Here is a 25732-nt window from a genome sequence, read left to right on the forward strand (position 1 = left end):
GTCAGAGCTGCTGGCCGGCGCTGCTGTCGAGCAGCAATGCGCCGTGGGTGACGATGAATTCGCCGGCATGTACGCCGCTGGTGATGACCACACGCCCCTCGCGCGAGGCGCCGACCTGGACGTCGCGCGGCACATATTTGCCGCGACCGTCGCGCACATACACGACCCGGCGCGCGCCTTCCTTCACCAGCACGGCATCTACAGGCACCGTGATGGCGGTGTCGCTGGCGAACCGGACGTCGGCGAACATGCCGGCGGTCAGGTTCGTGGGCCGCTCGACGAGGCGCAGATAGACGGGAACGCGGCGCTGATCGCTATCGACGAACGAGCCGAGCCCTTCGACCCTGGCGGAAACCGTCGCCCCGGCGACCGTGACCTGGGCCGGCATGCCCATGCGGATCGTCGCCAGCTCGCTTTCGGCGGCATCCGCCACGACCCAGAGGCGGGACGGATCGCCGATGTCCATGATGGACTCTCCGCCCGCATCGGCGATGGCGCCAACATTGCCGCGAATGCTGAGCACGGTGCCGGCGACCGGCGCGCGCAAGGTGAAGGTGTCGCCCGCGCCGCCGCCGATCAACGCCGAGGCGCGCTCGGCGCTGGTCAGTTCGGCGCGCGCCTGGCGCGCGGCCGTCTCGGCGCCAAACCGCTCGACCTCGGTTCCGACGCCGCGTTTCACCATCTCATTCTGGCGGCGCAGCAGGTCCTCGGCCGCCGCGAGCCGGGCACGCGCCGAGATCACCGCTGACCGCGCGCTCGCGACCTCGGCTCCCGCCAGCGTCACGAGCGCCGCGCCGCGTGCGACCTGCTCGCCGGGCCGGACATGAAGGGTGACAATGCGGGCGGGCACCGGGGTGTCGACGACCGCCAGCGCCGCGGTCTCGAACGCCACGCGGCCGGGCAAGGCGAGCCCAAGGCCAGCGGAGCCGTCCCCGACGCGCTCAACCTTGACGAAGCCCTGGCGCACCATCGCCTCGACCGTCGGCGTGGTGGTGGTCTCATTCGTTGCCGAAGGTTTTGAACACGCCGCCAGAGACAGAGCGAGCATCGCCGAATATACGCAGCGAGACCGAGACATCGATCGAAGCACCATCCTTCAGGACCCCAAAATTGCTGGCGTCTTGCGGGACAGCCTCGTGCAGGCGATTATTGGTCGGCCCTGACAAAGTCCTGACTGGCGGTGGAGATGGAATGCGGCTGCTGCTGATCGAGGATGACGAAGACCTGCGCGAGAGCATCGCGCACGCCCTCGAACTGGCCGGCCATCGCACCGACGCCGTTGCCTCGGGTGGAACCGCGGAGATCGCGCTTCGCGCCGGCCATTATGATCTTGCGGTGCTCGACCTGGGCCTGCCCGATATGGACGGCCTGGATGTCCTGCGTCTCCTGCGTGGCCGCAGGGACGCGACACCGGTGCTGATCCTGACGGCGCGCGACGGCGTCACCGAGCGCATCGCCGGCTTGCGGGCCGGGGCAGACGACTATCTCGTCAAGCCCTTCGCGCTTGGCGAGCTGGAGGCCCGGGTCGCGGCGATCGGTCGTCGTATCACCGGGACAGTCGTCAGGCTGACAAACGGCCCGCTGGAGTTCGACCCGGCGACCCGCCGGGCCTATGTGCACGGTCAGGTCCTTGAGTTGTCTGCGCGCGATATCGACATTCTGGAAGCCTTGATCGGTCGGATGGGAGAGGTGGTCGTCAAGGCCAGGCTGGCGCAGCAGATGAGCAATTGGGACCGCGAGGTCGGCACCAACAGCGTCGAGGTCTATGTGTCTCGCCTGCGCAAGAAGCTGGCGCCGCATGCGATCAACATTCGCACGATCCACGGGCTGGGCTATCTTATGGAGCGGCACGGCGGTGGCTAGGAGCGCCACGCTGCGTTGGCGACTACTGGCCTGGCTCCTGCCGGCGTCGCTCGCCCTCTCCTTCATCTGGCTTTGGGGGACCTACTCCATCGTCATCCATTTCGCGAACCTCGCCTATGACCGCTCGCTGGAAGACACGGCCGAGACGATCGCCGGGCAGGTTCAAAGCCGGAACGGCGGGTTCGTTGTCGACTTCCCTTCCGCGGCCCAGCGGATGGTGCAGTTTGATCGTGTGGACCTGATCTACTACCTGCTCCTGGATCAAACGGGCCGGCGCTACGGTGGCAACATGGACCTGCCCGGGCCGCGGGGCGAGCCTCGCAACGGGCATGGAAACATCTTCTACGACGCGCTCGTGCAAGGGCGCCCTGTTCGCATCGTCCAGCGCGTGGTTGGTGGACCGGACGGCCGGCAGCTTGCGATCAGGGTCGCCGAGACACGGCAGAAGCGTCAGATTCTCGCGCGCGAGGTCATGACCTATCTGATCGCGCCGCAACTTCTCTTTCTGGCCAGCGTCATCCTGTTGATCTGGGTGGGCGTCGGTCGCGGCGTCGCACCGCTGGCACGCGTCCGGGACGCCATCGCACGGCTCGATCCGAGGAAGCTTCGCCAGATCGAGGAAAAGGCGCTCCCGGCCGAACTCGAGGAGCAGGTTGGCGTCATCAACCGGCTGATCGAGCGCCTGGCTGATGCTATGACCGCACAGCAGCGTTTCATTGCCGACGCGTCGCACCAGTTACGGACGCCTGTCGCCAATATTCGCACACAGGTCGAACTCGCCCTTCGGTCGGACAGCCATGATCAAATGCGGGCCAGGCTCGGGAAGATCGATCATGCCAGCCATCGTTTGGTCAGGCTCACCGGCCAGCTACTGACCCTCTCGCGCCTTGAAACAACCGAGGCTAGTCCCGAACGTTTCGAGACGTTTCCGATCGAAGAAGCGCTGCTCGAAGCCGTTGCCGGCTCGGTGCCCGGGGCCTTGCGCAAAGGCGTTGAGATCGGCGTCGATGGGGCCGCCGGCGCGACGCTCTTCCATGGCGACCGCCATGCGATCGAGCAGCTCGTCGCCAATCTGGTCGATAACGCGATCCTCTATATCCCGGAGGGCGGGCGCGTTCGGGTCGGGCTGTCCGTTCAGGCCGACTGCATTCGCCTCATGGTCGAAGACAATGGACCCGGCATCGCCGAGGAAGACCGCGAGCATGTGCTGGAACGCTTCAATCGGGGAACTCAACCGACGGAAAAGGGCACGGGTCTCGGGCTCAGCATCGTGAAGGAAGTCATTCGGCTCCATCGCGGCCGGCTGCGGCTTCAGTCCGCCGCGCCGACCGGCCTGTGCGCCGAAGTGCTGCTGCCGCGGGATTTCCGCTTGGGCGCGGCCCCAGACGCGCAGGATTTAGTTTTGGTTGGATGAAGGTTGGGGGGGGCACGTCACTGGTTGGACGTCTTCCTAGGCCGCCGGTCCCCGCTCGTCGTTACGCTGCCTCATCCACATATCCGCGTATAGTCCGCGTTGGCGGAGTAGTTCATCATGCGTTCCCCGCTCGACTAAAGCGCCCTGGTCAAGAACCAGGATGGCATCCGCATCCGCGATGGTGGAAAGCCGATGCGCAATCGAGATGCTCGTGCGGTCCTCGGTCAGCTTACGCAGCGTCGCGAGTATTTCCTGCTCGGTGCGGGTATCCAGCGCGCTGGTGGCTTCGTCCAAGAGCAGGATCGGCGGATCCTTGATCAACGTGCGGGCGATCGCGAGGCGTTGCCTTTCTCCGCCGGAAAGCTGCAAGCCGCGCTGTCCCACCCGGGTGGCGAAGCCATCGGGAAATCTTTCGATAAAGGGCGTCATCGCGGCGTCGCGTGCCGCCTTCACCACGCTATCTAAAGCAGCCCCCGTGCGTCCGTAGGCGATGTTGTAGGCGATCGTGTCGTTGAACAGCACTGTGTCCTGCGGAACAAAACCGATATGCTGTCTTAGGCTGGCCTGAGAGACATGGCTAATATTCTGCCCGTCGACCAGGATCCGCCCGGACCAAGGGTCGTAGAAACGGAACAACAGCCGCGCGATGGTGCTTTTCCCGGCACCGCTGGGTCCCACTATCGCGATATTTTGACCGGCCTGTACTTCGAAGCTCAGGCCATGCAGAATGGGACAATCATCGCGATAGCCGAAGAATACATCTTCGAACGTGACGACCGGCCGGTCGATCTTCAGCGCCGGAGCGCCAGGCCGATCCTTGACCTCCTCCGTGCTATCCAGCAGGCGAAACATCGCCGCCATGTCGACTATTCCTTGCCTGAGCAGGCGGTAGACCATGCCGATCATATCGAGCGGCCGGAACAGCTGCATCAGATAGGTGTTGACCAGGACGAGATCGCCGACGGTCAGCCGGTCCCTATCCCAGCCCCACACGGTCCACGCCATGGCGCCGGTTAGCAGCGCGTTGGTGATCAGGGCCTGGACGATGGTCAGCCAGCCAAGCGAATTCTCGCTTTTGATCGCGGCTTCGGTATAGGCCCGCGCGGCAGCCGTGTAGCGCGCCTGTTCATGTTCCTCCGCCCCGAAATACTTGACCGTCTCGTAGTTCAGCAGCGAATCCATCGCATTGCCCAGCACCTGTTCGTCGAGCCTATTCATATTGACGTGCAGCCCTGTGCGCCAATCGGTGATCGACCGCGTCACGAGAATGTAGAGCGTGACGCTTAGCGCTGTCGCGAACACCAGTTCCCAACCGAAATTTAAGTAAAAGATGATCGCGACTGCAATCAGTTCAAGCAGGGTGGGAATAATATTGAATAGAAGAAAATAGAGTAATGCGTTGATGCTTTTTGCCCCTCGCTCCATAATCTTGGAGATCTCGCCGATCCGTCTTTCGAGATGGAAGCTGAGGCTAAGTCGATGCAACTGGCGGAAAACATCGCTGGTCAGATGCAGCGTCGCCTCCTGCCCGACGCGCTCAAACGCGATATTGCGCAGCTGATCGAAAAGAACGGCGCCGAACCGGCCGGCTCCGTAAGCGATGACGAGGGCTAGGGCGACCGTGCCCGCGTCGTCGGACTGACCGGCGAGAGCGTCTACGGCCTGCTTGTATGCAAAGGGGAGGGCAAGGCTCGTCGCCTTTGCCGCCAGCACGAGCAACAGGGCGCCGACAATCCGTCGCTTGAAAGTAGGATTGCGGCGCGTCCATAGGTAAGGCAGAAAACGCCTGAGCGTCCTCCAGCTGCCGATATCATCTTGCGCGGGGCCAGCGTTAGCGGAGATCACATGTACTCGTATCGATGTGCGTGGTCCTGAATTCTAGAACCACCGCCGGAATGTGCCGCATCCAGATGCCGTGTCCAGGCTGCACCTCGACGGTTCGGCGCAGGCTGCACCGAAAGCATTATGGGCAATGTCCCGGCGATATTCGTTCTTGCGCTCATATCTGGGCGGACGCGCTTGAGGGCGATGCCCACGCAACGGCCAGGACATAGCGCTCGCGCTCGGTGACCCGGCCCTCCACGCGGATGTCCTCAAGCGCACGATCAACAAAAAGCGGCTGCGCTACGAAGCGATCGCAACAAATCGTCAGCTCGATATCGGAAAAATCTATATACTTCCCGATCAACCCGTGAACTGCTTTGAATGCTGCTTCCTTCGCACTGAAATAGCAGGCGAGCGAGCGGGCACCCCGGTCACGCTTCAGATCCGCCTTTTCGGTACGAGACAGCACTGCGTCTGCGAGATCGGGCGTCACGCGGTCGTGGAACTCGATATCGACGCCCAGCCCCATGATATGGGTCGCCTTGGATGCGATGGTCGCCACGAAGGTTTCGCAATGCGAAATGCTCGCGTGAAGGCCGGGCGGCACGATCGGAGCTCTCCGCGCCCCGATCAAGATCGGCGGATCGGCCGAATCCAGCTCCCGAAGGAGGCGGCGCACGCTCGTTCGGCCGGTTGCGAATTCGGTCCGGCGCGCATCGGTGAAGTCCGCGGCGATCGCCCGCTCTTCGGGAAGCAAATCTTCGATCCACTCGCCGGAGATGCGGCGGATATCGTGCCGAATCCCGTGCGGAACGATTGCATGCATGGCGTCGATAAGCGCCAGTCTTTCGTCATCCAAAGGATTTGGCGTCGAGCGGGTCATCTTCCTGTCGACGACTTTCCACAAATCTGATCGCCGCCGCCCAGACTGACAAAGACGGCAAAATCCGCCTCGGCCAAACGGGCGGAATTCGAGACCTGGCGCACGCGCGCTTCCAACAAGCGACGCTCGACCGCGATGGTCTCAAGGCCGCTGGTCAAGCCAGCTTGCTCCTGCTCCTTCGCAATCTCGACCTGCGCGCTGATTGCCGCGACCTGTCGTGCGATAGTTTCTGCGTGGACTGCGTACCAGCGGCGAGCGGCCAAAGCGTCCTTCACTTCTCGAAAACCGCTTTCGACGGCCTTCTGATACTCGGCCACGGCCTGGCGTTCGCGGGCCTGCGTCAAGTCGATGTTGGCCAGCCGCGCCGGCCGGTCGAAGATCGGCAGGTCGATCATCCCGCCGCCGCTGAAGACCATAGCGTTGCCGGAAAACAGGGAGCCCAAATCCGACGAAGCAAACCCGAATAGGCCGGTGAGGTTTATGCTCGGGAACAGGCGCGCCCTGACCGCGGAAAGGTCGGCACGCATCGCGAGCAGATTGCTCTCGGCAGTTCTGATGTCTGGCCTCAGCAGCAGGAGCTGCGATGGCAGGCCGGCGTCGATCCTTGCCCGGCTCGCCCACGGCGAACCGGCAGCTGGATCGGGCGCGGTCCATCCGCTCTCGCCGGTCAGGAATTCCAGCGTGTTGGTCAAACCGGTTTCGTCCAAAGCGAATTGCGACAGAGCGATGTCGACTTCGGTGATCCGTTCGCGCTGGGCCAGCACGTCCTGGGGAGCGGAAAGACCCTTTCTTTCCCGCAATTCGAGAATGTCGAGACGCTCGTTCTCGAAGGCTAGGAGCCGTTGGGTGACCTGCCGTTGTTCACCGATTTCCAGCTTTCGCAACGATTGGGAAACGATTTCACGCAAGAGCGCGAGTTGCACCGCCTTGCGGTTCCATTCGCTTGCCAGGACACGGGCTCGCGCCGCAGCGCTCAGGTTGCGCAGCCGGCCCCACAGATCGAGTTCGAAGCTCGAAATCGCCAGCGTCGACCGATAGAGCGGGTAGGTGGCGGTGTTCGGGAGCCCGATCCCCTCGCTCACCTCCGGAAAGAGTTTCTCGAGGAGCGCGCCCGCTGCGGTCGCGCCGGACGTGGTCCGGTTGATCGTCGCTTCGACATTCGACTGGACGTTCAACCCGTTCTCGATTCGCCGTTGCCGCAATAACGCGCGCGCTTCGTCTATGCGGGCGGTAGCGATTGCCAGATCCCGGTTGTGATCGATGGCGCGCTCGACCAGTGGCCCGATTGTCAGGTCCGCGGGGAGAAAATCACGCCAACAGAGGCGTCCCGCCAAAACATTTCCCTCAGGACTGAGCTTGCCTGGGAAAGAGCTTGGCAGGGACGTCGGCGGCATGATGGTCGACGGCGGTGAAACACTGCAAGCGCAGACGATGCCCAAAGGAATTGCGGCGATGAGCAATTTGCAGGCCTCGACCGCCGTTCCGAGCCGGCCCTGAAAGTCCCGCCGCCTTGCTTTTGTCCAGTTGTCGCCGGCGCCGAAGGAAGCCGGATCGTGTGGGAGTTTCCGCACAATATGATGTCTCATCCCGCCTTCAGGTCGGCAAGGGTGATCGACGCTCCGTCCGAAGCGTCCTCCCAGCCCGGAATCAGGACGGTACGATGCAGGCTTATGTCGAGGTTGGAGCCATCGATCGGCACTTTCGAGTGACGGAAAGGATAGACTTGCGTGTCGTCGAAGGTGAAGCGCGCGTTGATCCCGATGCGCGGAAAGGCCGAGGTGTTGGCCGAAGACCCGTGCATGCAGCGCTCGGTGAAAATCACGAACTGCCCGGCCGACATCGGCATCGAAACGATCTCGTGCTCGCTTTCGTGAAAATCGAGCGTGATCGCGCCCCGCTCTTCCCGGAGCTTCGCTTCGACCAGCTCGCGCAGTTCCTCGAAAGACAAGGCGTCGAGCGAGACGTCATCAAAATAGTGCGCAGTGTGGATGTCAATGCAGAGGCTGTCCGTCTTCACTCGCCGGATCAAGGCGTCCTTGCTTGTCACCTCGGTGAAGGGATCTACGTAGAATTCGGTCTCCGCCAAGGGCCCCATCCTGATCGGAAAGCGTCGCTTGTGCGAGCCCCTGGCGAACCGCATCGGTCCCATGTCGGGGGTGACGTCGGTCAGGGGCATCCACACCGTGACGTTCCAAGCACTATCCCTGCGCGCGGGCGCGGGTATCAGGGCGGGGCGATCGTTGCCGATCTCTTCCCCGTTGAAGGCTCCCCATTCCTGATGCCAGCCCAGCGGGCCCTCGCCGGGTGATTTGTGAAATATCTTGGACCGCCACATCTTGTAGCGACCGCCAAGCACCAACGAAACCGCATCCAGAACTTTAGGCCCGGTGAGCAGTTCCAGGAAGTCGCTATTGATCAGGTGCCAGTCCCTTACAGAAAAGCGCCCGTAAAGCGGATGGATTTCGCGGTTTTCGATGCCTTCGCAGATCGAACGCGCGAGTTCGGTGCATTTCTCGCGCGAAGCGTCGGCATCAAGCGGGCCGCAGAAACCATCGCGTTCGAGGGCTTCGCCGACGTCCAATTCCTCAGAACCCAGTTGAGCAGACATCTTCCACAGCCTCCAGCGCACTCATTATTACATAGTTCTCACGCGAACCGGAAAATCGCATCCGGCCATGTGCGCAAACGCGATTATCGAGCGCAAGAACATCGCCTCGTTCCCACACGAAATACTGCCCGGCACGATTTTGCGCAGCGAGGATCTGCCGCGCCCACTCGTCCGATAAAGGCGTGCCATCGCCGAGAAGAACGTTGCGGGGCGTGCATCCTTGCGGATCGTACGCGCTGAAATACTCGCGGATCTCGTCGGCGAGAAATGCGGGATGATGCAACGCGACCTGATGAAACATGGATTGCCGTCCGTCCGGCAGGCAGCCGATCGCCAAGGTCGAATAGTCGACCTGCAGGACCCCGTCGTCGGTCCAGGACGAAACCAGTCCGTCCCGCCGGCAACGGCGTTCCACTTCCGCCGGATCGTCGGTGTCGAAATAATCCTGCCACGCGACATCCAGCCCGTCGACGAAACGCCTGCGATAGGTGAGCCCATGCCGCCTTAAGGTGTCGGCTATCGTCCGATCGAGCAGGTCCAGCGCGCGCACGCCATCGCTGATCGGCGTAGCTCCGCCGGTCTCGGCGGCCTGGTGACAGTAGAAGAAGAGATATTTCGGCACCTTCGACGTGTGCGAAGCCTCGTTATGAAACAGCAGGTCCTCTTCGGGAGGATAGGGCGTCGTGCGGAAAACATCCGCCGCACCCGATCGCGGCAGATCGCCGTACCTTTCGGCGATCGGCACATGCAGCGACGAAACGAACTGCCTGAATCCTGGCAAGGAGTCGGCAGCCTTGCGCATCACGCACCAGCCCTTGCGATCGAGGGCCGGGATCAGGCCGGCAGGAGCGTCTTGGGGCGGAAGCTCGTTGATCGCGTCGCGCGGCAACCGCTCCAGCCCTTCGAAGCTGCCATGGGCATTCATGCTAGCAGGTCCCTCAGGACCGCCTGGAGGTCGATCGCCGGGCCCGGGCGATCCGCTGCGCGTAAAACCATGCGCAGGCCGTTCGCGCCCCGGAAGCAGGAGAGCTTGATCCGATGCCAGTCGGGCGCAAAGCTGTGGTTGGCCTGGACCTCATGCCGAAATCGGCCATGCTCCGCCCCCGCTACGAAGCGGTAGGAGAATGCGATCGCAGCGGGTCGAAGCGCCCGCTCGGCAATATCCGCCGGGCCCTGCCGCAATGCGTTCATCAACTGGTCGGCCGCGCATTCCGCATATGCCCGAACGTCTTCGAGCTCGGTCCTGATAAAACGAAAACGCAGCTCCTCGCTGTGCGGACCGATCGGGAAGAATGCAGGGTCCCCTTGCCGCAGGCGGCCGTCGGTTGCGCAGTCGACATGCACGACCCGGTCTTCCTGCTGCGCCTGCGCCGCGAGAGCGCCCATCAGCAGTGCCGGAGTGGTTACGCCCCACGCATGACCAAGCCGCTCCAGCCGGGCGGTTTCTTCGCGGCCCAGGTCGAACTTCGTCGTCACGAAGCTGGCCTGTGTCGGATATTCCGGCATGTCACCACTTTCGCCGGCAAGCGCCGGACGGGTTACCGCGGCGCTCTTGCGCCACTCATGCCGCGAAGGGTACCGAGCGACCAAGGTCTGCCGTTCCCCATCACGACCGATATTTGCCAGGATGGCGGAGAAGATTTGCTGCACGGACGCGCCGTCGAGCAGGTCGGACCGTGCGCGAACGGCGATTTCGCGTACCGATCCGCTTCGCTCGAACGCATCGATGGCGAACGCGCCGTCGCCGCTTTCCAACTGCATATGAAGGCGCGCGCGTGCGTCGTGCCCCGGCTCCAGCCGATGCAGGCAGGCAAGCGGCCGCCCGGGTTCCTGATCGGAGAGATCGGCGTTTTCGTCGAATCGCCAGCGTAGCACCGGATGGATTTCGGGAAGCGCCGCCGTCGCCGCGACGATTTCGTCGAAGCTGACGGGCATGCGGATTTCGAAAGCGGCGCCGAAATGCGCCGGCTGCCCGGCGATACAGGTATTCCACGCCCGCAGCTGGTTGTGGTTGGTGGTAAGCCTGTCGAGAGCCGACCGGTGCAGTTCGTCCGTCCCGGGATCCGGCGCAGCCGCATCGCCGAACAACGCCCCGGTGACATTCTTCAAGGTGCGTAACTCGAAGACGCGCACGACGGGCAGCTTCACCCCGAATTCCTGCTGGATTCTCGCGACTAGCTTCGTTGCGAGCAGGGAGTGACCGCCGAAGGCGAAGAAATCGGCATCTGGCGGCAGGACGTCCACCTCGAGCACCGCCCGCCAGACATCGGTCATTGCGGCCAGCAGGATATCGTCTTCGGAACTCTCGTGAGACCGTGCGCGCTGCGAGAACAAGAGCTTTCGCAATCGCGCTTCGTCAATCTTCCCGCCCGGCTTGGTCGGCAATTCGTCAACGAAGACGAGCACGGCCGGGACCATATGCGCAGGCAGGCTGGCTTCCAGCGACGCCTGGATGGTCTGCCGGAGCGACCTGATGCGGATCGAAAAGCCCGGATAGTTCGACCGCCGACCGAGCTCGCCGGCTGCACAGTCGTAAGAACGCCAAAGCGCAGGGTCGGACGCTCTTTCGGCCATCGCGAAAAAGCAGAGCTTGGGATCGCGCGCGGAGGGGAAAAGCGCACTGTGCCAGCCGCGGGCCTCGGCGACGGATAGCAGGCTCTGCAACGCCTGCGACTTGGCTTCGGGGCGATCATCGTCCGCAAACGGGACGTTCGCTATCGTCAGGGGGCCATCGGCGGCGCACAACAGCTTCGGCACGGCCGATCGGTCGCACGCGCTCCAGTCCAACGTCCAGCCGTCATCGTTCGTGGCCGGTCCCTGTCCGGAACGAAACAGAACATCGTAGCGAAAATTCACCATCTCGTTGTCGATGGCGAGCGGCTTGAGCCGAACGACCGGCGCTTCCATGCCGATCCGCTCGGCTATGGCGCTGAAGGCTCCCGGATCGAAATGCGCCTCTTCATCGTGCAGGCGCGCACGTTGCAGGCGTTCAGCCAAGTCTTCCGGACTCTGTGCGGGATGCCTGCTGCGCTCGACGGCCTCATAGAACGCATCCGCCTTTCGCAGATCCCTGACGTCGCCGACGAAAATCGATCCGCCCGGCGAAAGCAGCCGCGACAAATCGGCGACGAGTTCGCTCAGCTCATCATAGCCGGAAAGATACTGAGCGACCGAGTTGAGAATGACGAGGTCGAAGCGCTCCGCGCCGAAGCGTTGGGCGGCTTCCCGCGCGGACGCCCGTTCCGCGCGCAAGGATATGCCGTTCGCCGCCGCCTTTGCCGTCAGGACCTCGATCGCATTCTTCGATATATCCGTCGCCACATAGGTCTGCGACGCTGGCGCCAGCGACAGCGCAATCAGCCCCAATCCGCTTCCGACTTCCAACACGCGCCGCGGCTGCTCCGTCTCGAGCATGGCGATGGTATCGGCCAGCCAGGCGCGCATTTCATTGTCGGGAATCGGCTCCCCGTCCGCCGTCCTGGTCCATCCGGTAAAGTCCAGCAACGTTTCTTCGTCGCTCCGGCTTTCACGGTAGAGCGCATCGAATGCGTCTTCCCATTCTCGGGTGGCGGTCGCAGTCCGATTGTCGTCGGAAGGGTCGCCCGGCACGATGAAAGCGCTCAACACCCGGCTGGATGGCTCGTCGGCGATCAGGACCGCGGCTTCCTTCACGTCGGGAAGTTTCCTGAGCACGGCTTCGATCTCGTCCGGCTCGACCCGCATGCCGTTCAATTGGACCTGGCGATCCAGGCGTCCCGCAAACTCGATCTCGCCGTTCTTCAGCCAGCGCGCGCGATCTCCCGTTCGCAGGAAACGCTGCGGGCTGTCGAAATAATCGGCCTCGACGAATTTGGCCGCGTTTGCTGCAGGATCGTCGAGGTAGCCGTCGGCGAGATAGGGATCGCTGATCCAGAGTTCGCCATAGCTTCCCGTCGGAACAAGCCCGCCGGTCGGGCCAACGATCGCGATGTCGCAGCCGGCGATCGGTTCGCCGATCGTTACGCTCTCGGCGGGCGGAGCGTTCGCCGGATAGAAGGCGGTGGTAGCGTTGAACACGCCTTCGCAGGGTCCGTATTGGTTCGCAAAGTCGGCGTCCGGCAGAGCCTGACGCAGCCGACGATGCAGATCCGTCGGGCAGCTGTCGCCGCCGGTGACGACCAGGCGCACGTCGGGCAGGTCGGTCGGTTCCTGAATCAGGGTCGCGATCACCAGCGGGATCGCATCGATCACGGTCACACGGGCATCGCGGCAGCATGCGATCAGCGCATTTCGTTCACCCAGATGCGACAACGGCACGAAGGTGATGGGGGTGCCGCGGGTGAGTGGCCAGAAGGTGCAAACCAGGCCGCCGTCGTAGTTGAACGAATAGCAGTGGGCGAAGATGTCGGCTTGCGTCAGCGCGCCGAGGGCGATGTCGTTCGCACGAAGCCGCGCGCAGACCGCCCGATGCGAGACCTGCACGACCTTGGGCGTGCCGGTGGTGCCGGAGGTGAAGGCGAGGAAAGCCGGATGATATGCACTGCAGAGCGGGGTGTCGACATCCAGAGCGTCGGCATGCTCCGATCCCTGCGCATCGAGGACCCGCAAGCCGCGATTATCGCCGGCTATCATGAGAACGCAGCCCGCAAGTCCGAACAACTGGCGCTGGCGTTTCTCGGGATAGGCCGGGTCGATATAGCACGGGACGCCGCCCGCCCATTGCGCGGCCAGCATCGCCACCACCACCGAGGCACCGCGCGAGACCGAGATCGCGATGGCGTCCTTGTCGCCGCAGCCGGCCGAACGCAGTTTTCCCGCCAGCGCGCGTGCCTGCTCCAGCACATCGGTGAACGTCAGCCTGATAGCGCCGTCGTTCAGACAGGGTCGGTCGGGTTCGGTGTCCGCGATCGATTGCACGCGCCGGCAGATCGTGTCGCCCGCAAGCTCGGCCAGTGGCTCGCCCCGGCCGAAAGCCAGCAGTCGTCGACGCTCGCCTTCGGGCAATGACACGGTCTCGTGAAGCGGAACATCGGGCCGTGCCAGGCACGCCTGCAACGTGTGATCGAACAGCTGCGCGACAAGCGCAACCGTCTCGCGATCGAACAGCTCGGTCGAATATTCCAGCACCGCGCGATAGCCCTCGGGCCGGGGGCGCAGTTCGAGGCTGAGGTCGAACATGGCCCCGATCGGTGGCAGGCTCAGGCGCGTCGCGTCCAGACCGCCGAGACGCAGCTGGGCCGCCGCGTTGTTCTGCAATGCGAACAGAACCTGGAAAAAGGCTTCGGAATCCGCGTTGCGCCCGTTCGGCAGATGCTCGACCAGGACATCGAACGGGACATCCTGATTGTCGAACCCGCGCAGCGACACTTCGCGGGTCCGCGCGCACAGGGATCGGAAACTGTCACCGTCTTCACTTCTGACGCGCAGCGGCAGCGGGTTCACGAGGAAGCCGACCAACCCTTCGGACTCATATCGATTCCTGTTCGCGAGCACGGTGCCGATGACCGTATCGTCCTGCTGCGCAAAGGTTCGCAGAACCAGATGAAACGCCGACAGCAGGACGATGAACGGCGTGGCGCGTTCCTGCGCTGCGAGCGTTTCGATCCGCGCCGCGGTGGCTGCGTCGAGATCGAACGACACGACGTCGCCCGCCCAGGATTTGCGCTTGGCAAGAACGCGGTCGAACGGCAGATCCATGTTCGGCGCGGCGCCGGCCAGCTCGTCCTGCCAATAGGCGATCTGATCGGCGAATTTCCGCTGCTGCTCGGGTTGCTCGTCATGCAGCGCGAGATCGAGATAATCGATCGCTAGCTCCGGCAGCACGACATCCTCGCCCGCGCGCTCGGCTTCGTAGAATGCCGCCAGCTCGTTCAGGGCGATGCCCATCGACCATCCGTCCGAAACGATATGATGGCAGATCATGCACAGAACGGTTTCGTCCCGACCGATCGGAAGGGCGAGGATGCGAAGCAGCGGGCCCTGTTCGAGATCGAAGCGGTTCCGCTGTTCGCGATCGAGCAGACCGATCGCCTGATCCTGTGACCGGCACGTTTCGATCAGCTCGATATTTCCGACCGATCGGGGGGGCATGATCCGCAACTGCGGCTCGCCGTCCTGCTCATAGAAGGTCGAACGCAGGGTGACATGGCGCTTGCAGAGCCTGCCGACCGCCCGGTCGAGCGCGCCGAGATCGATTTGACCCGCCAGGCTCACGGCATGGGCGATGTTGTAGACTGCGCCCGAGGTGCCGAGCTTCTCGATGAACCATAAGCGACGCTGCGCGTGGCTGATGATCGGAACCGTCCCTTGCGTCCGCTTGCGCGGGCCGGCCTCCGCCTCCTGCTGCGTCCGCGCGATCTCGCGAGCCAGCAGCCGTGGGGTTGCCGCCTCGAACAGGGCTCGCAGCGGCAGCTTGATCGACAACTCGCGTTCGAGGCGATTGCGCGCCCGCGTCGCGATCAGGGAATTGCCGCCCATGGCGAAGAAATCGTCGTCGCGTGCGAACGGACTGCCCAGGAGTGACTGGAAGATCGCGGCGACCCGGGCTTCCGGGCTGCCCGGTTCCGGATATTCGGACCGTTCCGCGGATCGGCCACCGGTGGCTGCCCGTTCGAGGGCGCCCTGGTTTCGCTTCCCGCTCGGCAGTCTCGGGCAGTAGGGAAGCGGGACGAGCCGCTGGGGCAGCATCTGCAGCGGAACCTGCCCGCGCAGTTGCTGATGAATAGTCCCGACCGCGGACAGGAAATGTTTCCATCGCGGCGGATCGAGCCGTCCCGGGTTCGGCAGGAGCGGCAGCGTATCGCATCGATCCGAGGAGCGGTGGCCGAAAGCGGCCGCGCACATCGCCAGACCGGTGGTGCCGTCCAGGTGATGCACCCGCAGCTTGCGCGGATCTTGCGTGACGAGAACCAGCGCTCGAGCTGTCCGGAGGCTGGCTCCGTCGGGCATTTGACCGGCAGCCGGTTCTTCGGGCAGCCGGGCCAGGCAGCGGAAGATCGGCTGGTTCGGCCGGGCCCGCGACGCGGCTTCAAGCAATGCGGCCTCTCGCGCAACCGGCGCGTTGCGAAGCTCGCCATCGCTAACCGACATGGTCGCAACGTCGACTTCCACAGCACGGCACAAGGTTGCGCTGAAGCGGAAGTTGACGAGCTCATTGTCGCCCTGCGCGCAATTCGGTTCGACCAGCGGTGGCGCAAAGCCGTTCGCCTGCGACCATCTGGCCAGCATGTCGGGATGAAGCAGAAGTTCCTCATCGGCGAGCGTTTCGCCGAGCGCCGCCAGGAGAATATCCTCGCACGGCGTATCGGCGCCCTTGCGCCGACGCAGTTTCCAGAACGCGTGAAGATCGCGTAGCCGTGCGTCCCGGATATCCCCCAGGAATATATAGCCGTCTTCGCTGAGCAGCGATGAAGCCCGTGAGAGCAGCGTGTCCAGCGCCGCCTCGTCGGGTAGATATTGCACGACGGAATTCAGGATGATCGCGTCGAACCTCTGACCGCTCCCGAAATCGAAGGATTCGATGTCGCCGGTCTCGAACCGCGCGTTCGCCGATTTCATCCGCGTCGCATGATGACGGCAATATTCGATGGCGTTCGCGGCGAAATCGATTCCGAGGAAAGCATCCACGTTCGGGATCAGGCGGAATGCCAACGTGCCGATGCCGCACCCCAGTTCGAGCACACTACGCGGCTTCCAGCGCAGGATTTTCGAAGCGGCGTCGTCAGTAGCGGCGAGCACCTCGCGGGACGGGATCGGCTGGCGGGTTCCGCTATCGACCCAGCCCAGCGTGTTTTCGTGGGGTGCGACGCTCCAATCGAGATCGGCATAGCTGTCGTCGAACACCGGCTGCCATTCGCCCGCCGTCCCGCTCGCGTCGTCGGGCGCTTGTTCCGTTGCTTCCGCGGGAAAAACCAGCGCCACGAATTCGCTGCGCTCGCCATCCAGCACCGCCACCTGGGCGTCGCCCACCTGCGGGTGGCGTCGCAAGGCGGCTTCGATCGAGCCCGGCTCGATCCGCACGCCGTTCACCTTGATCTGCCTGTCGAGACGGCCTTCGCAATGGAAACCGCCGCTCGCGTCGAAAGTCCCCAGATCGCCCGTCCTGTAGGAGCGCCCAAGTCCGGCGAGCGAACCGAACCCGCCCCCCTCGCCGCCGAGATACCCCTTGGCGACGGCACATCCGCCGATCGCGATCTCGCCCCGCGCCGTGATGGGCAGCAAGCGCTCGCCGCAGGTCAGCGCCAAGCGGACATTGTCGACCGGAACGCCGATCGGGACATTCGTGCCGTTTTCGGTGCCGGTGACCTGGTGGCACGTCACGTCGACGGTCGCCTCGGTCGGCCCATAGACGTTGTACAGGGCGATTCCGGCTTCGGCGATCAGGCGGTGCGCGAGGTCGGTCGGCAGGGGCTCGCCGCCCGACATGACCGCTCTCACGGTGTCGGGAAGCGGGCGTAGATCGATGATCGCGCGCAATTGCGTCGGCACGCAATGGAGCGTCGTCGCCCCGTGCCTCGCGATGTGCTCACCGAGCAATTCCATATCGCGCTCGGCATCGGGCGGCGCGATCGCCAAGCGGCCGCCTGCGATCATGATCGGAAACAGCTCGCGGCACACCGCGTCGAACATCATCGTGGTCTTCCAGATGCCGACATCCGCCGCGGTCAATTCCAGGGTATCGGCGACCCAGCGGCTGATATTGGCCAGGCCCGCATGCCCGACCAGAACCGTTTTGGGCGTGCCGCTCGTGCCCGACGTCGAAATGGCATAGGCCGTGTGATCGAGAGACGGGAAGGCGGCAGCGGGATGCTCACGGCCGCTCGCGGTCAAGGCTTCGAACGCGCACGTTTCATGCTCCGCGGGGACCTCTTCGCCGATGACCAGCGCCGGTTTCAGCGCATCGAGAACCGCGGCGCGATAGGCGGGCGGGGCGTCGGGATCGATCGGCGCCCAGATCATGGCGGCGCGCATGATGCCGATCAGGCTGACGTAAAGCTCGATCCCGCGCGGCAGGCAGGTGGCGATCCGCGACTGGGGCGCTATTCCGCGGATCGACAAAGCCGTGGCCAGGGCGTCGGCCCGCATCGTCAGCTCGCGATAGGTCAGCTCCGCTTCCCCGTGGCTGAGCGCCACCGCCTGCGGCTGTTTCCGGGCCTGGTTCCAGATCAGGTCTACGATCGTCCGGTCGAGATTTTCGGGCCGGACCCGGCCGCTGACGATCCTGCTACCGCGGTCCTGCTCGGCGATGCCGGTACCGGCGAGCGCCGACAATTCCTCGCGGAACAGCGCCAGCAGATCCCGGGCGAATGCCGCGCCGACCCGGGCCGGGTCGTATTCGATCTCGAACTCGACCGATTCGATGCCCTCGGTCACGAACAGCGTCACCGGGACTTTCGCTTCGCCGACGCGCAGCCGTTCGAGCTCGATCGTGACATCGCTGATCCGGATGCCTTGATAGGGCGCGTTCTGCAGGACGAAGAGCGCCTGGATCGGCGCGTCTTCATGCTCGTGCCGCTCCAGATGCAACCCGTCGATGACTTCATCGAGCGGGGCTTCCTGATTGTCCTGCAGCTCGATCATGAGCGACTGATTGTCCGCCAGCTGCATTTCCGCCGGGCGATCGAGCACGTGATGTGCGGGAAGGAGGACAGTGTTGGCGAAGAAGCCGATCATGTCGGCGACGTCGGGATTTCTCCGATTGGCCACCACGGTGCCGAGAAAGAAGTCGTTCTGGCCGCTCATCAGGCCGAGCGCGCGCTCGAAGGCCGTGAGCAGCACTGCGGAAAGCAGCATTTTGCGGCTTCTCACGAATTCTCTCAGCAGGCGCGTGTCGGCCGGCCCAGCGAGCCAGCTCAGGTGGCGGGCCGGTCGGCGCCGCGAGGCCGGGGCGCCGATAGGAAGATCCAGCGGCGGCAGGCCGGCGACCCGATCGATCCAGAAATGCACCTGTTCGGCCGACGCCGACTCGCTCTGGAACTCCGCGAAGTCGGCGAATTGCAGGGAAAGCGGCGCGAGCGGGCCGGCATCGCCCGTCCCGAGCAACTCATAGGCTTCGCAGAAATCGTGGGTGAGGACCGAATGCGACCATCCGTCCCCCACGATGTGATGCATCACGAAGACGAGCGCGTGATGATCCCGTTCGATGCGGATCAGGCGGCAGTGGAAGAGCGGCGCCTGATCGAGCGGAATTTGCTCGGCCGCGAATTCGGCGGCGAGCTGCGCAGCAGCGGTCTGGCGCTCCTGCGAGGTCCGCCCCGGCGCACTCACTTTTTCGAATGCAGCCGGCGCCTTTTCCTCGATCACCTGGAGCGGTTGTTCGCCGTCGAAGATGAAGCGCGTACGGAGCGTCTCGTGCCGATCCTGCAGCATGGCGATCGCCCGCTCGATCCGGGCGGCATCCAGCGGCCCCTTGAAATCGAGCCGATACGCCATGTTGTAGGTGGCTTCCTCGGGATGCTTGGCCGCCAGGAACCATAGCCGCCGCTGTTCGCGCGATACGCGCGCGCGCAACGCGCCCGACCCGGGCGCCTCACCGGCATCGGGGCGTTCCCGCGTCGCGTCAGTCAGCATCGGTCAACATTGCCGACGGACGCCGCCGACGACGGATCGGACGAATGACCGGGCCCGCGCCCGTCTCCCGGCCGGCGCTTGCCGCGATCGCGGCGGCGAGCGCGGAAATCGTCGGCTCGTTGAAGAGCTCCTTGACGGTCAGCGTGGTGCCGAAACGCTTATTGGCCTGGTTGATCAATCTTATGGCGTTGAGCGAATGCCCGCCGCGATCGAAGAAATTGTCGTGAACGGCAATGCCCGTCTGTCCCAGCAAGGCCTCCGCCATCGCGATGATTTCGGTTTCGATCGCGTTCGGTTGCGAAGGGGCGTGCGTGCGTGCGTTCGCGTCCTCGCGGCACGCTCTCAGCTCGCGCGCGAGCGCGCTCGCATCGAGCTTGCCGTGCGCGGTGCGCGGAAACGCCGCCATCGGCGCGACGAGGTTCGGGATCATCGCCAGCGGCAGATAGTCGGACAGGTAGGACCGCATGAGCCGCGTCAACGTCCGCGCGTCCTGGCGCGCACCGGGGACGAGCCGGACGGCTGCGAGGAGTTCGGCGCCCTGGCCGGCACCGTCGCTTGCGACCACCACGCATCGCTCCACCACCGGATGCGCCTCGATCTGCTGCTCGACCTCGCCGCACTCGATCCGCATGCCGCGGACTTTGATCTGGCGGTCGCGGCGGCCGAGATATTCGATTTCCCCGTCGGGCAGCATGCGGCCCATGTCGCCGGTACGATATGCCCGCTGCCCGCCGGAATGCGGGAAAGGATCAAGAAAGGCGGACCCGGCCGCGGCGCCGAGATAACCGAGACCGACCGGCGTGCCGGCGATCACGATCTCTCCGCTTCTGCCACGCTCTACCGGCTCCAGCTGCTCGTCGGCGATGATGATCATGCAATTGTCGATCGGGCGTCCCAGCGTGACCCTCGCGCCGGTCTCGGGCCGGATCTCCTTGCAGGTGACGTCGACTGTGCACTCCGTCGGTCCATAGACGTTGAACAGCCTGCAATCGGGCAGCAAGCGGAAATGCCGTTCGACCAGCGTCCGCGGCAAGGCTTCTCCGCCGCACATCACGCGCGAGAGGGAACGCAAGGCCGAGCTCCCCTGTCCTTCCGCTATCCCGAGCAACTCGTCGTAGAGAGTGGGGGTCGCGTGCAGGACCGTCACGGCGTTGTCGTCGATCAGCTCGACGAGCGCGTTCACGTCGAGCGCCTGACGGCCATCGGCCGTGACGACGCACGTTCCGTGGCACAGCGACATCAGCGTTTCGCGCAAGAATGCGTCGAAACTGATCGGTGTCTTCGCCAGCACCCGATCCGCTTGCGACAGGTTCAGGGCGTCGCCCATCCATGCCGCGAAATTCGCGACGGCGCGGTGCGGGATCAGGGCCCCCTTCGGCACGCCCGAGCTGCCGGAGGTGTACAGCAGATAGGCCGCGTGATCCGGCCGACAGACGCGCGTGTCGAACGGGTCACCACCGGCGGGGGAGAAACCGAAATCCTCGATGGCTCGGCAAACCGTATCCGGCGCCAGCGCTGCGACATCGCCGGCGCAGTCGCCGGAATATAACATCAGTCCCGGTTTCGCATCCGCGATGATCCGCCGATTCCGCTCGGGCGGAGCCTCGGGATCGAGCGTCACGAACGTAGCATTCGCCATCGCCGATCCGATCAGCGCGGCCGGCAGTTCGAAACCACGCTGGACGAGGAGGGCGATCCTACGCTCGCCGCAATCCAGTTGCAGGAGCCCGGCAGCGATCTGGGCGGCGCGGTCCCGCAAATCGCGGTAAGTCAGGGATTCTCCCGAATAAAGGACCGCCGGCGCGTGGGGGGTTCGGGCGACGACGCGCTCGAACATCGCCACCACATCGGGCGCGGTTTTGACGATCCTGCCTTTTGCGATGGAAGGTTGCCGTCGCGGCGCAAGCTGCGCCAAAGTCGTGTCGCCTGCCGCGGCGGCCGTTTCTACCAGTGACCGAAAATCCTGCGAGAAACGATCGATCAGGTCGGGATTGAACAGCTGGGCGTTGTATTCGACCTCGAGAAAAAGCTCTCCTTCGCCTTCCACCGAAACAGCAGCCAGACTGTCGGTGAGGAACATCGTGAGATCGAGCTTGGCTCTGCCGTTGGGGAGCGGGAGAAGGGAGACCTCGATTCCGGGAAGCGAAACCGCCCGCGCCGGAACATGGGACACGAACATGAACTGGAATACTGGATGGAGGAACGGCGTACGCGACGCGCCCGACGTTCGCGCGATCTCGTCAAACGGGATGCAGACGCGGTCGATCGCGGCGAGCTTGTCCTCGTGGAAGCGCTTGATGAGCGAAGCGAGGGTCTCCTGCCTGCCGCAATCGACCGGAACCGCAAGCCAGTTGACGAAGAAGCCGAATATATTCTCGAACCTGCTGCCGGGACGGTTGGAGGCTGCGATGCCAAGCGCGAAGGGGCCCCCCTCGGTGAAACGGTCGATGGTGAGCGCGAACATCGCCGCGAGAATGCTTGAGACGGTCAGCGAGAGCTCGCCGGCGAGCGCTCGCACGGCCCGGGTGACTTCGGGCGAAAGACTGAACGTCAGCCTGCCGGCCCGATCACTGTCCAGCTCGGGACGGACTTTTCCATCGAAGGTCGAGCTTTCGAGGCGACAAGCCGAGAGCGCATTGCGCGCGTCTTCGATCAGGGCGGGGATATCCGGCTCGGCCAATCGCCTGCGCTGCTGGCGCGCAAAGAGCGAATAGCCTGCCGAAGGCGCCTCGCTTCTGGCCGCGCCAAGGCGATATTCGGTGGCGAGCTCCCGGAACGCCGCTGCCAGGGACCAACCGTCGCTGATGAAATGATGGATCGCGACGATAAGGTTGAATGAGCTCTCGCCCGTACGGACCAGCAGCCAGCGCCACAGCGGCGGATCGGTCAGATCGAAGGGGGTGGTCGAGATAGTTTCGCGAAGGGCGCTCAGCCTCTCCGCCTGGTCGGGGTGGTCCGACAGGTCCATCAGCGGCAGATCGATCGGCACATTGCGGTCGATCGCGGCGAGATCGATGTCGTCCGTTCGGATCAGGTGCGTATAGAGTGCGTCGTGCCGACCCACCACATTGCGCAGCGCATCGACCAGGCGGTTCTGATCGGTCACGCCGCGGAAGAAAACGGAGGCTGAAACGATATAGGCGGCGCTATTCGGATACAACGCGTCCAGAAAGGACAGGCGCTGCTGCCCATGCGACGGCAGGTAGAATCGGCACCGCTCAACGCAGGCCTCGCCGCGGAGGGACGGCGCGCGCAGTCCGTTCAGTTCATGGCGGAGTTTCGTCTTGTGCAACGACAATTCCGTCCGGAGCGGGTCCGGAAGCGATTTCGTATTTCCGATGAGAACCAGATCATCGCCGAGAACGCCAAGGTCGATGCCGGCAGTGTCGAGTTGCAGGATCGCGTGGGCGGCGTTCACAGAGTTTCCGCTTCCTCTGTCAGCGATTCGCGTTTTTCCGGAACTGCCTGGTCCAGCGCCCTTTCGACGATCGGCATCAAGCGATCGACGACGCTGTCGATGGTTTGCGCATCCATCAAGACCACCAGTCCGACCTCGATGTCATATACTTCGGACAGCTTGTTGCGCAGTTCTACCGCCATCAGCGAATCGAAGCCGAGATCGTAAAGATTGGTTCGGGCGCCGACTTCGTCGATTTCGGTTTCCAAAGCCTTCGCGATCAGGACTTGCAGACGCGAAACCAACACCGCCCTGCGTTCTTTCGGGGGGATGTGGTGAAGCGTGTCCAGATCCTTGCTCCGCTGTCCCTCCTGTGTCGGTCCGGCCAGATCCGCTGCGGCCGGTGCCGATCCCGCGCGCTGTTCGGGAAACTGGGCGATCACGACTTCGTCATGGCCGCCGGACAGCACCAGCCCGAGCGCCCGCAGGGCGTTTTCCGGGGCCAGGCGCTCGATCCCCTTCAATTCGAAGATCGCGTCGAGTTCCGGCGCAGCGGCCATGCCCGCGCCAGACCATGGGCCGAAATGGACGATCGTCGCGCGATGCGGCGTGTCGCGAACCATCCGTCTGAGCGCAGCGGCCGCTGCCGCGTTGGCGGCCGAATAAGCGACCTGCCCCTGCGACCCGCGCAACGCCGCCAGGCTCGAAAACAGAATGATGTGCAGCGGTCTCTTGGCGTGATCGAGCAGACCGCGCAGGTTCTCGATCGCGCCCAATTTGGGGGCGAAGGCCGATGCGATGCTCTCCTGGGTGACGCCGTCCCCTTCTGATCGGTCGACTCCCGCCAGGTGAAAGATGGTGTCGAAAGCGTCGGGGTCCTGGCCGCAGTCCCGCAATGCGTCCTCGATCGGGTCCACAGCGACGTTCGCGCGGCAGTCCTTCACCGCCACACGAGCGATACCCGCCCTGGGGCCGCGCATCCCGTTTCTGGAAACGCTCGTAATGGCCGAAGCCCCTTCCTCTTCCAGCCACGAGACGAGCTTGCGTCCGAGTGCGCCGCTGCCGCCCAGCACGACCGCCCGACCGCCCGCGAGCAGATCCCCAGCCGGCTTAGCGGAGCCGGACGACTCCCCGAACGGCTCCAGCTCCATCCGGAAAACGCGGCCGCCGCGAATCGCGGCCGGCAATGTTTCGCTGGCGAGGCTGGCTGCTATCGCCAGCGCCGTGCGCTCATCCGTATCATCGACGTCGAGTACGCCTTGCGGTGTCTGCCCCCCGAACTGCGTGAGCGAGGCGGCGGCGGACCAAGCCGCAGCCGCTACCGGGTCGGGAAGCCCGTCATCTTTCAGGACGGCCTGGGCCGAACGCGTCAGCACCGCCCATTTGATGCCGCGTCCCTGCTTCGGCAGCGCGCTCGTCCAGTTGGCAATTTCGAGGGTGACGGCCTGAGCCAGTCCGGCATCGGCACCGTCGGTGGGCGTCTGGGCCACGAAAATATGCCATTCCTGCGCACCGTCTGCGCGCCGGCTCCTTTCATCGCCCGTCCGCGCGGCTTCGAACCCGGCAGTGCGGAATGCCTCGATCCAGGCCGACGCGCCTGACGGCTCCGACGCGTGGACGATGAATGACATCGATTTCGGCGCGGCAGCCGTCGGTGCCGCTTCATGCCACGCGATCCTGTGCGCGACCTTTCTGGCCGCGACCACGCGCGGATCGCTCGGCGGCAACTTGAACCGGTTGAATGCGATGCGGCCGAGTTGCACGACCGCCCGGCCTTGCCCGTCGCGGGCGACGGCATCGAAATAATCGATGTCTCCTTCGCGGCCTCGTGCGTCGGTGACGACCGTCAGGACGCCGGGCTCGACATCTCCGATCGACATCGAGCCGACACCTGCGGGCATGGCAAGCGGGACGCTTGCGGCGCGCAGGCCGGGCCGCAACGCGAACGCATGCGCCGTGGAGATGACGGCGTCGACCAGAATGGCCTTGCCCTGTTCGCTCGCATCTTCGACCAGCAACTCGGTTTCTGCGCGATCGCCATCGAGCCGAACCCGTTCGACCAGGCGAAACTCATCCCCATAAAACCCGCCAAGCGTACCGATATAATCGTAGAACTGGCTCCGTTCGGCGATCAGGTCCGGGCCGCCGCCGGCCATCGGCTCGGGCACGCGTTCGCAATAGGATTGCCGGAGCGAGGCGATGTCCGTCACCGCATCGATCGTCATGGAATCCTCTTCCACGAAATCGATCAGGCAGGCGACTTCGCCGATACCGATCGCCGCCAAGCGGTCGAGGGTCCGGTGCGCGGCGTTGAACGATCCGATCAGGGAGAGGTTTTCGAATACCCGCTCGAACTGGATATCGGCCATCTCGCCAAAGGTCTTGTCGTCGATGGCATCGGCCGGGCGATCAAGCTGCAACATCAGCTCGCGATTGTCGAACAGATACTTGCGATAGGGGCCGGCAACGGCTCGCCGGACTTCGGCGCTGTCGTTGCCGAGGCAGCAATGGACCATGACGGTCACGACGCCCTCGTCCGGTTCGTAGCCGTTCTCTTCGCGGGCCTTGCGATAAGCCGCAATGGCGGGTTCCAATCCTTCGAAACCCAGATCGACGAGATACGTCAGGACATTCGCGCCGACCGAGCCGGCGTACCGGAAGGTGTCGATCGATCTGGCCGCCGTTATCCAGAGCGGAAGCGACGGTTGCAACGGGGCCGGGCGAATGGCGACGGAATGGCTGCGGCCTTCGACCTGCCGGGTCAAGCTTGCACCGCTCCACAATTCCCGCACCTGGCGGACGCGCTTGCGGAATTCGCTTTTGCGCGTGGCATAGCATTCGGGGGCCAGAACGAAATCGGATCGCAGCCAGCCGGATGCGAGGGCGACATCCACCCGACCGCCGGAGAGGTTATCCACCATCGACCATTCCTCCGCGATCCTGATCGGATCGTGGAGCGGCGCAACGACGCTGCCGGCGGCAAGCCGGATAGTGTTGGTAATGCCCGAAAGATGGGCGGCGAGCAGCGCTGGATTGGGATGAAGCGCGCCAAACTGCACGAAATGGCGTTCGGGCAGCCAGATCCGTTTCAAACCGGCCTGGTCGGCAAGACGCGCAGCCTGCTGGATTTGCTCGTAACGGCCCGCCGCTAGATCATCGTTGGCGCCGCCCGAGAAGAACATGATGCTGAAGTCC

The 25732-nt window shown here is 64.2% G+C and carries 11 protein-coding genes; 2 read left to right on the forward strand and 9 right to left on the reverse strand.

The window, feature by feature from the left end:
• Position 1: 1 nt before the first annotated feature.
• Entirely contained in the window at positions 2-1048 is a 1047-nt protein-coding gene (locus P0Y59_19700) for an efflux RND transporter periplasmic adaptor subunit (GenBank protein WEJ99141.1), read from the reverse strand.
• A 143-nt stretch (positions 1049-1191) separates the two neighbouring features.
• Here P0Y59_19700 and P0Y59_19705 point away from each other — a divergent pair, with 143 nt between their 5' ends.
• Positions 1192-1863, forward strand: coding sequence for a response regulator transcription factor (locus tag P0Y59_19705; protein ID WEJ99142.1), 672 nt, complete (start codon positions 1192-1194; stop codon positions 1861-1863).
• Entirely contained in the window at positions 1856-3277 is a 1422-nt protein-coding gene (locus tag P0Y59_19710) for a sensor histidine kinase (GenBank protein WEJ99143.1), read from the forward strand. Before P0Y59_19705 ends, P0Y59_19710 begins: the two co-directional genes overlap by 8 nt.
• A 36-nt stretch (positions 3278-3313) precedes the next feature.
• Here P0Y59_19710 and P0Y59_19715 read toward each other — a convergent pair whose 3' ends face one another.
• The 8 genes from P0Y59_19715 to P0Y59_19750 all read right to left on the reverse strand — a co-directional run bounded on the left by P0Y59_19715 (position 3314) and on the right by P0Y59_19750 (position 25719).
• On the reverse strand, positions 3314-5122 hold the full coding sequence (locus P0Y59_19715) for an ABC transporter ATP-binding protein/permease (GenBank protein WEJ99144.1): 1809 nt from the start codon (positions 5120-5122) through the stop codon (positions 3314-3316).
• A 154-nt stretch (positions 5123-5276) separates the two neighbouring features.
• The gene (locus P0Y59_19720; protein WEJ99145.1) at positions 5277-5984 is read right to left on the reverse strand and encodes a 4'-phosphopantetheinyl transferase superfamily protein; all 708 of its coding nucleotides are present in this window, start codon (positions 5982-5984) and stop codon (positions 5277-5279) included.
• Entirely contained in the window at positions 5981-7570 is a 1590-nt protein-coding gene (locus tag P0Y59_19725) for an efflux transporter outer membrane subunit (GenBank protein WEJ99146.1), read from the reverse strand. Before P0Y59_19725 ends, P0Y59_19720 begins: the two co-directional genes overlap by 4 nt.
• Complete coding sequence (locus tag P0Y59_19730; protein WEJ99147.1) at positions 7567-8592, reverse strand: phytanoyl-CoA dioxygenase family protein; 1026 nt, start codon at positions 8590-8592, stop codon at positions 7567-7569. Before P0Y59_19730 ends, P0Y59_19725 begins: the two co-directional genes overlap by 4 nt.
• Positions 8570-9517, reverse strand: coding sequence for a TauD/TfdA family dioxygenase (locus P0Y59_19735; GenBank protein WEJ99148.1), 948 nt, complete (start codon positions 9515-9517; stop codon positions 8570-8572). Before P0Y59_19735 ends, P0Y59_19730 begins: the two co-directional genes overlap by 23 nt.
• The gene (locus P0Y59_19740; protein WEJ99149.1) at positions 9514-19140 is read right to left on the reverse strand and encodes a condensation domain-containing protein; all 9627 of its coding nucleotides are present in this window, start codon (positions 19138-19140) and stop codon (positions 9514-9516) included. The genes P0Y59_19735 and P0Y59_19740 overlap by 4 nt, the downstream gene beginning before the upstream one ends.
• Positions 19130-22558 (reverse strand): amino acid adenylation domain-containing protein, encoded by a 3429-nt coding sequence (locus tag P0Y59_19745; protein ID WEJ99150.1) that lies wholly within the window; start codon positions 22556-22558, stop codon positions 19130-19132. The genes P0Y59_19740 and P0Y59_19745 overlap by 11 nt, the downstream gene beginning before the upstream one ends.
• Positions 22555-25719 (reverse strand): LLM class flavin-dependent oxidoreductase, encoded by a 3165-nt coding sequence (locus tag P0Y59_19750; protein WEK02627.1) that lies wholly within the window; start codon positions 25717-25719, stop codon positions 22555-22557. The genes P0Y59_19745 and P0Y59_19750 overlap by 4 nt, the downstream gene beginning before the upstream one ends.
• Between the last annotated feature and the right edge of the window lie 13 nt (positions 25720-25732).

The organism is Candidatus Sphingomonas phytovorans, from assembly GCA_029202385.1.
Classification (GTDB): Bacteria; Pseudomonadota; Alphaproteobacteria; order Sphingomonadales; family Sphingomonadaceae; genus Sphingomonas; species Sphingomonas phytovorans.